The following is an 8360-nucleotide window of genomic DNA, read 5'->3' on the forward strand; positions in this document are numbered from 1 at the left end:
TTCAGACTCTTATTCTGTTTTTTATCTATTAAGGACAGATTTTCAACAGTATCACCAAAAAACTCTTTTATTACGCTGGCAACACTATCTCCTTGTGGCGATCGCTGTCTCGTAAGAGTATTGGCAAAAATAAATAACCTTTTATTAGATCACGAAAGACTTTTGCAAGAGGTCTATTGATTAAGATATCTGTACTTTTCAATAACTTTTTCAGCAAACCCTAATTGGGGTTTACTGAATAAATCTAAAAACCTTGTTGGATAATATCTTTAGGCTTTTTTGAAATCAAAAAGTGCCAGCCATTGGAGGAATCGGGGGGAAAATTAAGGCACTTTTTCCCTGAAAATTAGGTAATTGACCCCCTGAAAATGGGTAAAACCCTACACCCCACACCCTGCCCCACGAAAAACTTTTTCAGCAGACCCTAATTGGCACTGTGAATTTATCTGTCGCCTGTAAGACTTTTGATAATCTTTTTAGCCAATCGCTCATTAATTTCTCGATGTCTGGGAATTGGTTCTGTTTTTCCAGTATCTGGATTATGGTAAATATCGTGTTTCCCTCCACGTCTAATCAAATAGCAGCCCGCTTGCTCTGATTGTGCAATTAAATCATGTCTTTTCATGCGAGTTCAAACTCTGCAACTCTCTTGATTCCGGGGATTTCTTCCGTAGTAAATGTTTTGTAGAGATCGACCAAGTTTTCGATTAATTCTTCTAAGTCAACACCTTGGGTCCAATGATCTGGAAATTCATTCAAATAGCCCAAGAACATCCCATCTGATTCTTTCCAATATGTATATGGAATCTTCATGGTGAAATCCTCATTCTGCGTTGCTAAAGATATTAAGTTGACCCCTATTATAACTGAATTGCTCCCAAGCCACGATCAGCTTTATTATCAGGGTTGGCAGCGAGATTGCCGCCTTACACTTCGTTAATGCAGCCGACAAAATCGGCGATCGCTAATTTAGACGGATTTAGGTGTTGGCTGTTGGGTTTCGCTTTCCCTGAGAATTGAGAGGTTTTCTTTAACCTATTTATTCCCTCAACCGAACCTACAAAATTAGACTTTGATTAAGTATTGACTGATTCTAGATGCCTGAAAATCTGTTCTCTTAAATTATCCAAATAATTCTCTACCACATCCCAAACTGTATTAAGGTCAATTCCTCCTAAATAATCATGTACTAAAATATTCCTAAAACCAGAAATATTACGCCAGTCAACATCGGGAATATTTGCCTTTAATTCCTCCGAAAGCCGTTGAGTTGATTCTGCCAAGGTTTGTAAGCGTCTAATGATGGCATCGCTGATCATTGAATTAGCAAAAAACTCCTGTTTTCCTCCTTAGGAATACTCCTTAATTTTATCAATACAGTCTAAAATATATCCAAGATAAACTTGATCTTCATTCATAACTTAATTGCCTCCTTTAAGATTCGCTGTTTAATTAGATGATGAAGGCTTTTTTCAGTTACTACATCCACTTTACACCCTAAGAGATCCTCTAAATCAACTAATAATCCACCGGGAAACCAAGGGGATGTTTTAGCTAAATCATAATCAATTAAAAAATCAATATCACTATTTTCAGTTTCCTCACCTCTAGCAACGGAACCAAATACACGCACATTAAAAGCACCATGTTTGGTGGCAATTTTTAGGATATCCTCTCGTTTGTCTTGTATGAGTTGTTTTAGGGTCATAAAATAACATCCATCCCGAAGGTTTTTAATGAACAATTAACAGACTAGACTAGAAAAAACTAAATACTGATAACAATTATCGTCGGTTGGATTGACCCAAGGAAACCCAACAAAAAGCCATGAGAAGCGATCGCCTATTCAGACGGATTGAGGTGTTGGCTGTTGGGTTTCTAACTGGGATTGGTGCGTTACGCTAACGCTAACGCACCCTACTGGATTGTTTCAGCTAAAATAGGGCGATAGATTTCGGCTTAAAGTCTTAGATTATAGAATTTATAGCATTTTTCTAATACACCAAATTAGCTGAAACAGTCCACTACTCAACCTACTCAACCCAACAAAAAGGACTCTCTTGTAGGTTGGGTTGACGTAAGGAAACCCAACTATAGACCCAAGGAAACCCAACAAAAAGCCATGAGAAGCGATCGCTCATTCAGACGGATTGAGGTGTTGGCTGTTGGGTTTCGCTTTCCCTTAAAATTGAGAGGTTTTCTTTAACCCATTGATTCGCTCAACCCAACCGACGGACTCAACCCAAGAAAAAGAACTAGACCGCACCTAATTGCCGTAGGGCTTCCATAACCGCTTCATAGGCCGCCGCGTTTCCTTGCTGGCGGAACAGTTCGGCGGCTTGTCGGAAATCTCTGATCGCTTTTTCCGTTTCTTGTCGAGAGTAATAAAGAACCCCCCGATTGGCGTAAGCCAGGGCCAATTGGGGATTAATGTTGATCGCCTGATTGTAATCGGACAGGGCGAGGTCGGGTTTCCCCTGTTGGTAGTAATAAAGATTCCCGCGATTGTAGTAAGCCCCAGCGAATCGGGGATTAATATTGATCGCCTGATTGTAATCGGACAGGGCGAGGTCGGGTTTCCCCTGTATGGCGTAAAGAATCCCCCGATTGACGTAAGCCTCGGCGTATCGGGGATTAATGTTGATCGCCTGATTGTAATCGAACAGGGCGAGGTCGGGTTTCCCCTGTTCATCGTAAAGAACCCCCCGATTGAGGTAAGCCTCGGCGAATCGGGGATTAATGTTGATCGCCTGATTGTAATCGGACAGGGCGAGGTCTGGTTTCCCCTGTATGGCGTAAAGAATCCCCCGATTGTAGTAAGCCCCAGCCAATCGGGGATTAATGTTGATTACCTGATTGTAATCGGACAGGGCGAGGTCTGGTTTCCCCTGTTCGCCGTAAAGAATCCCCCGATTGTAGTAAGCTTCGGCGTCTCGGGGATTAATGTTGATTACCTGATTGAAATCGGACAGGGCGAGGTCGGGTTTCCCCTGTTGTTTGTAAAGAAACCCGCGATTGAGGTAAGCCTCGGCGTATCGGGGATTAATGTTGATCGCTTTGGTGAATTCAGCGAGGGCGAGATCGTATTTTTCCTGTTGGATGTAGTCAATTCCCCGGTTAAAGTAGCCGATCGCGTCTTGATTGTTCCCTTGAGCGATCTGGGTTTCGGCTGGTTGTCGGCCCTCTAGCGCCATGACGGGGCGAACAGTCGCGAGGGTGGAAAGGCTGATTAGGCTAACGGTGGTAAGAAGGGCAAAGGATTTCATGGCTAGTTCCTCACTGGGGATGATTTTAAATTCTACTTAGGGTTGGCTGAATATCGGTGTAAATCCTGCTAAAAAAGGTTTTTGGGCTAAAAAAGCCTAAAAATATTATCCAACAAGGTTTTTAGATTTATTCAGCAACCCCTACTTAATTCATAGGCTGCTTTTTTGGGAATATACAGAATAGGCTTTTTTTGTCTAAAAAGCACTAGGCTACTACTATCTAAAGTAATTAGAAAGTAGTAAGAGCGATCGCTTTTTTTAAATCCTACAGTAATCATAGCAATTATTGTCGGTCAAACTTATCTTTTCTCTTGGTGTAAATCGTCAATTAATTACCTTACTCCTCTTCTCTACTCATTAAAGTAGCGACTAAGAAATTCTTGGGGAGTAATGATGGTAATTCTTTGATTTTTAGCTAATTTAAGGATTTTACCCGGAACTCCTCCCCACAACAATCCTGAAATCCAAACATTGACATCTACAACAACTTTCATGAGTTGGCGCGTCTAATTTGGCGAGCTTCTTTAATCATCTGGCTAATCTCAGCCAGAGTCGGTTGATTGGGGTCTGGTTCCATTGCTTCTAGTCGCTCAAAGAATTGCTCTAGATTGACTTTATCTTGATGAACTTTTTTGAGAATGATGGAGTCTTCCGTCAGGGAAATCATGTATTTATCTCCTGGGTTGAGGCGGGTTTGAACTTCAGGAGGAAGTTCGAGGTTTCCTTCTCGATTGATTTGTATGAGTAGCTCTTTGGTCATCAGCTTCAAAATCAACTTTATTAACTTTAGCTGTTAAACAGACTTTATAAATAATCTGATCAAGTTAATTATATATATTTTAGCGAATTTTTCAAGCTAGGGCTTGCTACCTTGGAATCTAATCTGGGAATTGATGACCCTCAGCGATTCGCGTCTGGAGAGGTAATGTTTCTCCCTCTACATTTATACTACCCCAAGAGAGTCCTTCCACAGAATCAATACCACTGGCTACTTGATAACCACCCCCTGAACGCTTAAGATGAGATTATGAGTGATTCGGAGAAAAAAATATGTCAGGATACTACGATGACTGTTTTGACCACATTACTGATCCTGTTCAACGGAATTCTGTTCGCCAGCAATGGTTACAGATGGTTGACGGAGGTTTATCTATTGCCGATGTTAGGATGCTACTAGATAAGTACCCAGATTTTCGGTTTGTGATTGGTCGGTGGATTTCCACGAAGCCTGAAAGTCTCGGTTTTGGTGATAATACAATAGACAGGTTAAAAGAGTTTGTTGCTACTTTGCCTGAGTTTAAAGATGTATTTGATAAGTATGTTTCTCAACTTGTTTCATCAGATCAGTATCGACAGGGGTAACTTAAAAAACTTGCAACTATATTTCCTCAGTTTAAACAAGTGGCTGAACAGCGTATAAAAGAGAATGAAGAAGAAAGAAGAAAAGCAAATGAAAAACGTAGAAAAGATGACGAACTAAGAATAATAGAACTGATGAGCGAACAAAACAAAAGAGAAGAAGCAGGACGATGGTATACTGATACACCATACTAGCCGTAGTGGACTGTTTCAGCTAATTTGGTGTATTAGAAAAATGCTATAAATTCTATAATCTAAGACTTTAAGCCGAAATCTATTGCCCTATTTTAGCTGAAACAGTCCACTACACGCTAACTCAAGCAAATCTCGATTATCTACAAGAATCAGTTGATATTGCGATTCTCAAGATTAAGGAGGAAACCGAGCAAAAAGTAATGAGAGGGTTGTTTTAAGTTTGTATCTGTGCTACTTTTAAAAGTGGTTTTATCATATTTTTTCTGGTTTATTTAGCTTAACTTTTCAAGGGAAAACACCTAGAATATACCATATTTTTCTGGCACTAATTTGTAAAGTAGAGTTGATGCTTAATACTTCTACTGTTACTCTACCTATTGGCGTTTTTCCTGCGATTTCAAAAGTTTTATTATCGACAAGAAAATGTTCTTCCCATTTGTCTATACGAGGATTAAATAAGCGAAATACTTTTTCTGTCACTGGATCAATTCCCTCAATACGAGCTAATTTATGAAGATTGCAAATACGACATGATAGAGCTAAATTTTATGGTTTATCTTCCCCTTTTTTAGAGAGGGGAACAATGTGATCTACTTCAAAAGCAAGATTAAAAATAATCTCTGGTGCATGACAATATTCACATCTATGTTTTGCCCTTTTCGCAACGAGAGTATATTGGGGATGGGTCATTTCAGTTATCAGTCATAAGTTGTCAGTAATTACTACCTGAAGTCGATAGCTTTAAATCAGTTGAAATCAGAAAAATTTTAATTTTTGTTCCCTTGAAAAGAGATGCTTGTTACCTTTTGCTCTTGATTATAAATTAATCATTATCTTGAATCTGTTTGATAATTCTTTTCCCTCTTTGAATACTTGCTTGTAATTCTTCCTCAATTAAAGCTGTTAATTCTTGCTGTTTTATCGCAGAAAAATCAGTCTCAGAAGCTAGAGATTGATGAAATTCTTCCATCAGTTCTTGTAAACGTTCTTGTTGCTGTTTGCTGAATAAATTATCAGGACGGAAACGCTGTAAAATCACTAATGTCTCACCCATATTTTCACCTTCAGCAATTAAACTTGTTTCCATAAGATCCAGTGCTTGACCTGGAGTCAAACCACTTGTTTCTTGGTTGCCACAAATTGCTTTATATGTCAAGGTTTTTCCAGCAAATTCCGGAACAATTGTGATAGTAGTCATGGTTTAAACAGTAAAGCGAATTTTGCAAGCTCATCCAAAATAATTTGGATTTTCCATACTTGTTATGCACTTTAACATACTAACCGTAGCTTGACTTGAGCAATAATAACTTTTGTCTGTCAAATATTAGCGACGCTTGAGGGAAACCCAACCACACCAATGTCGTCAAGAATGTTGGGTTTCGCTCAAACCATTGAATCGAGAAGTTTTCTCCTAAGTATTAAATCGCTCAACCCAACCTACAAGCTACAAGCTTCTATCTGATAACTGATAACTGATAACTGATAACTGATTAAGACTTCACTCCCAGGTTAAAGAAAATCGTTCCCCGACGCACAGAATTTTCACTGCCTTGGCTGCTAATAGTAAGAGAACGCAGATTATTAAATAAAGGCTTAATCGATAATTCTAACACCCGCACGATCGGGAATTTTGCCTCGATTACCGGTTGCAATTGTCGCCAATCGACGTAAAAATAACCATCATTTTCTGCGGGTAGAGCAGTAATTGCCTGTCGAAACTTACCACTGCTTACAATGGGGTTTTTCTGTGCAGATAAAGCTAAACCCATCGCTTCCACAGAACTAGCGATAATTTCATAATTATCGACCCTAGTATGCACTCCCGTCACGAGCGTCTCTAGTTGCGCTTTTCCCCCTGGGACCGCCGTGGTTAACTTTGTCCAAGCTGTCACCGTTCGATCGAGTAAAGGCAGATTAACCACATTATAGCCGCGACTGCGGGCCAACTCATCCAAATGAGAGATCGCACTGTCCACCTCTACCCCCATCACCCGTTCCCCTAGAAAAACACTATCGGGTTCCATCCCCTTTGAACTAGGCACGAGAGCGAGGCTATATTCGCCTCTAACCCAGCTAAAAACGTCTTCAGGCAAATTTAAACCTAAAGGCGACTGGAAGCGGTTTAAGACCTGTGTTATTAATTCCTGTAGGGGACTATCTGCTTCTAACCCCTCCTCTACCTGAGTCCAAAAACGATTTAAATCCCGACTAGCGGCGACTAAAAGGCTATTTTCGCCGATAAAAGATAATGCTCCCACGGGACTAGATAAAATTGGTGCTTGGTCATCCTGTCCTAAGACTCCAATTAAGGCGGTTTGAGCGACTATTCCCCCGGATTTGAGGGTAAAAGCCGTGGCTAATCGTTGTTTTGCTTCGGGACTCTCCGGGACGGGTTGATTAGCTATCCAAGCCGATAACGGGGGTAAATTGCCGTAAACGATAGCTATACGCGGTTCGGTGATATTTTTGAGAGCTTCTCGGTAATCGGGGCTATTTTTTAGGTTTAAATCCGGTACTTGCACGTTATTAAGTGCCTCGCGCAAAACCTTGATATTATTGGCAAAAAGCACCGTATCACCGACGACGGCACTAGCGAGAAAACGATTATTATCTCCTGCGGTCAAGGGACGTTGATAAATGAGGTTAACTCCCTTGTAGAGTTCAAAAACAAGGTCAAATTTGCCCGAAACCGCCTGTTTTGAGTAGGAAGCTTGCAGAAATTCCTTAGCGCGTTCACCATCTTTACTTTGAATTGCCAAAAGATAACCCGGTTGGATACCATTATCGGTATCGCGATCGAAATCTAGGGAAGTAACAGCGAGGGTAATTTCTTCCCCTAACCAGGGTTTGATTTCCTTTTGATAATTTAATCCCGTTTTGCCGAGCAGACTTTTTTCTAAATCCTTAATTTCTTGGTGGGAACGTCGTCGATTAGCCGGTGTAGCGATTAATTGACCAAAAGACTCTAAACGTTCGGGATTGACCAGCAAGGATACCATAACCGGGGCCTGTTTCGGCACAAAAATCGCCGCCGCCGGTTCCCGTAGCACCCCACCTTTGAGCAAAGACAGAGGACTATCGGCGAGAATCCAAGCAAAACTGGCTGTAGCGACTCCTAGTAGAATGATTACCGTCGCACCTAAAAGATAGAAAAACGATCGCAATTTCACAACCTTGTCCCGAGATGAACCATTAGCTATTTTAAGCCAGCAAATGACCCAAGAATTTCGATCGCTACAATTCTTACCGAAAATTTGGGTTTAAAGCCTCCCCCTTCTAGGGGGACTTGGTGATACAATATTAGAGTCTTCAGGTTGCAATGCCGTCGCACATCGTGAAAATTCGGCTGAAACAGTGCAGCACTGTTGAGGGAAAAATAGATATAGCGATCCTAAATTATTTTCAAAAAAGTGATAAGATAATATTGAATGTTTAATTATACCCAATAAAAAATGAATTACACAGGATTGGAGAAGCAAAGCAAGGAACTACAAATCGCTGAATTAGAACTATTTATAAAAAGTGTAATAGATTCAAGAG

The 8360-nt window shown here is 40.5% G+C and carries 12 protein-coding genes and 1 pseudogene; 2 read left to right on the forward strand and 11 right to left on the reverse strand.

What is annotated here, in order from left to right; genetic code table 11:
* Positions 1-442 precede the first annotated feature (442 nt).
* The 7 genes and pseudogenes from H6G48_RS02980 to H6G48_RS03010 all read right to left on the reverse strand — a co-directional run bounded on the left by H6G48_RS02980 (position 443) and on the right by H6G48_RS03010 (position 4026).
* Positions 443-625 (reverse strand): type II toxin-antitoxin system HicA family toxin, encoded by a 183-nt coding sequence (locus H6G48_RS02980; protein WP_190718922.1) that lies wholly within the window; start codon positions 623-625, stop codon positions 443-445.
* Positions 622-813, reverse strand: coding sequence for a type II toxin-antitoxin system HicB family antitoxin (locus H6G48_RS02985; protein WP_190718926.1), 192 nt, complete (start codon positions 811-813; stop codon positions 622-624). Before H6G48_RS02985 ends, H6G48_RS02980 begins: the two co-directional genes overlap by 4 nt.
* A gap of 263 nt (positions 814-1076) precedes the next feature.
* A pseudogene (locus tag H6G48_RS02990) lies at positions 1077-1418 on the reverse strand (HepT-like ribonuclease domain-containing protein).
* Positions 1415-1708, reverse strand: a complete 294-nt coding sequence (locus tag H6G48_RS02995) for a nucleotidyltransferase family protein (protein ID WP_002733639.1) — start codon at positions 1706-1708, stop codon at positions 1415-1417. The pseudogene H6G48_RS02990 and the gene H6G48_RS02995 overlap by 4 nt, the downstream one beginning before the upstream one ends.
* Positions 1709-2255: 547 nt before the next feature.
* A complete protein-coding gene (locus H6G48_RS03000) occupies positions 2256-3266 on the reverse strand; it encodes a tetratricopeptide repeat protein (RefSeq protein ID WP_190718930.1) in 1011 nt (336 codons plus the stop codon).
* Between the two features lie 350 nt (positions 3267-3616).
* Positions 3617-3760, reverse strand: a complete 144-nt coding sequence (locus H6G48_RS03005) for a putative toxin-antitoxin system toxin component, PIN family (protein WP_002796344.1) — start codon at positions 3758-3760, stop codon at positions 3617-3619.
* A complete protein-coding gene (locus H6G48_RS03010) occupies positions 3757-4026 on the reverse strand; it encodes a hypothetical protein (protein WP_002796343.1) in 270 nt (89 codons plus the stop codon). Before H6G48_RS03010 ends, H6G48_RS03005 begins: the two co-directional genes overlap by 4 nt.
* Before the next feature lie 290 nt (positions 4027-4316).
* Between H6G48_RS03010 and H6G48_RS25985 the strand changes: the two genes are divergently transcribed.
* Both H6G48_RS25985 and H6G48_RS25990 read left to right on the forward strand, forming a co-directional pair.
* Positions 4317-4628, forward strand: a complete 312-nt coding sequence (locus tag H6G48_RS25985) for a hypothetical protein (RefSeq protein WP_242034510.1) — start codon at positions 4317-4319, stop codon at positions 4626-4628.
* Positions 4629-4667: 39 nt separating this feature from the next.
* Positions 4668-4820 carry a hypothetical protein gene (locus H6G48_RS25990; RefSeq protein ID WP_186814291.1) on the forward strand — a complete coding sequence of 51 codons (153 nt, stop codon included), beginning with the start codon at positions 4668-4670 and terminating at the stop codon, positions 4818-4820.
* A gap of 285 nt (positions 4821-5105) precedes the next feature.
* Here H6G48_RS25990 and H6G48_RS25710 read toward each other — a convergent pair whose 3' ends face one another.
* The 4 genes from H6G48_RS25710 to H6G48_RS03030 all read right to left on the reverse strand — a co-directional run bounded on the left by H6G48_RS25710 (position 5106) and on the right by H6G48_RS03030 (position 7990).
* Entirely contained in the window at positions 5106-5300 is a 195-nt protein-coding gene (locus H6G48_RS25710; protein ID WP_199328716.1) for a hypothetical protein, read from the reverse strand.
* 66 nt (positions 5301-5366) lie between these two features.
* The gene (locus H6G48_RS25715; protein WP_199328717.1) at positions 5367-5510 is read right to left on the reverse strand and encodes an HNH endonuclease; all 144 of its coding nucleotides are present in this window, start codon (positions 5508-5510) and stop codon (positions 5367-5369) included.
* Between the two features lie 133 nt (positions 5511-5643).
* Entirely contained in the window at positions 5644-6018 is a 375-nt protein-coding gene (locus H6G48_RS03025) for a hypothetical protein (RefSeq protein WP_002796338.1), read from the reverse strand.
* Between the two features lie 292 nt (positions 6019-6310).
* Positions 6311-7990: a DUF3352 domain-containing protein gene (locus H6G48_RS03030; RefSeq protein ID WP_190718933.1), complete on the reverse strand. Its 1680-nt coding sequence runs from the start codon at positions 7988-7990 to the stop codon at positions 6311-6313.
* Between the last annotated feature and the right edge of the window lie 370 nt (positions 7991-8360).

The sequence above is a fragment of the Microcystis flos-aquae FACHB-1344 genome, assembly GCF_014698375.1.
Lineage (GTDB): Bacteria > Cyanobacteriota > Cyanobacteriia > Cyanobacteriales > Microcystaceae > Microcystis > Microcystis aeruginosa.

Excerpts from the sequence above, each read along its gene's own strand:
- H6G48_RS03005 (WP_002796344.1), bottom strand. The coding sequence starts at position 3,760 with ATGAAAGTTGTTGTAGATGTCAATGTTTGGATTTCAGGATTGTTGTGG.
- H6G48_RS02995 (WP_002733639.1), bottom strand. The coding sequence starts at position 1,708 with ATGACCCTAAAACAACTCATACAAGACAAACGAGAGGATATCCTAAAA.
- H6G48_RS25715 (WP_199328717.1), bottom strand. The coding sequence starts at position 5,510 with ATGACCCATCCCCAATATACTCTCGTTGCGAAAAGGGCAAAACATAGA.
- H6G48_RS03000 (WP_190718930.1), bottom strand. The coding sequence starts at position 3,266 with ATGAAATCCTTTGCCCTTCTTACCACCGTTAGCCTAATCAGCCTTTCC.
- H6G48_RS03010 (WP_002796343.1), bottom strand. The coding sequence starts at position 4,026 with ATGACCAAAGAGCTACTCATACAAATCAATCGAGAAGGAAACCTCGAA.
- H6G48_RS25985 (WP_242034510.1), top strand. The coding sequence starts at position 4,317 with ATGTCAGGATACTACGATGACTGTTTTGACCACATTACTGATCCTGTT.
- H6G48_RS03025 (WP_002796338.1), bottom strand. The coding sequence starts at position 6,018 with ATGACTACTATCACAATTGTTCCGGAATTTGCTGGAAAAACCTTGACA.
- H6G48_RS02985 (WP_190718926.1), bottom strand. The coding sequence starts at position 813 with ATGAAGATTCCATATACATATTGGAAAGAATCAGATGGGATGTTCTTG.
- H6G48_RS02980 (WP_190718922.1), bottom strand. The coding sequence starts at position 625 with ATGAAAAGACATGATTTAATTGCACAATCAGAGCAAGCGGGCTGCTAT.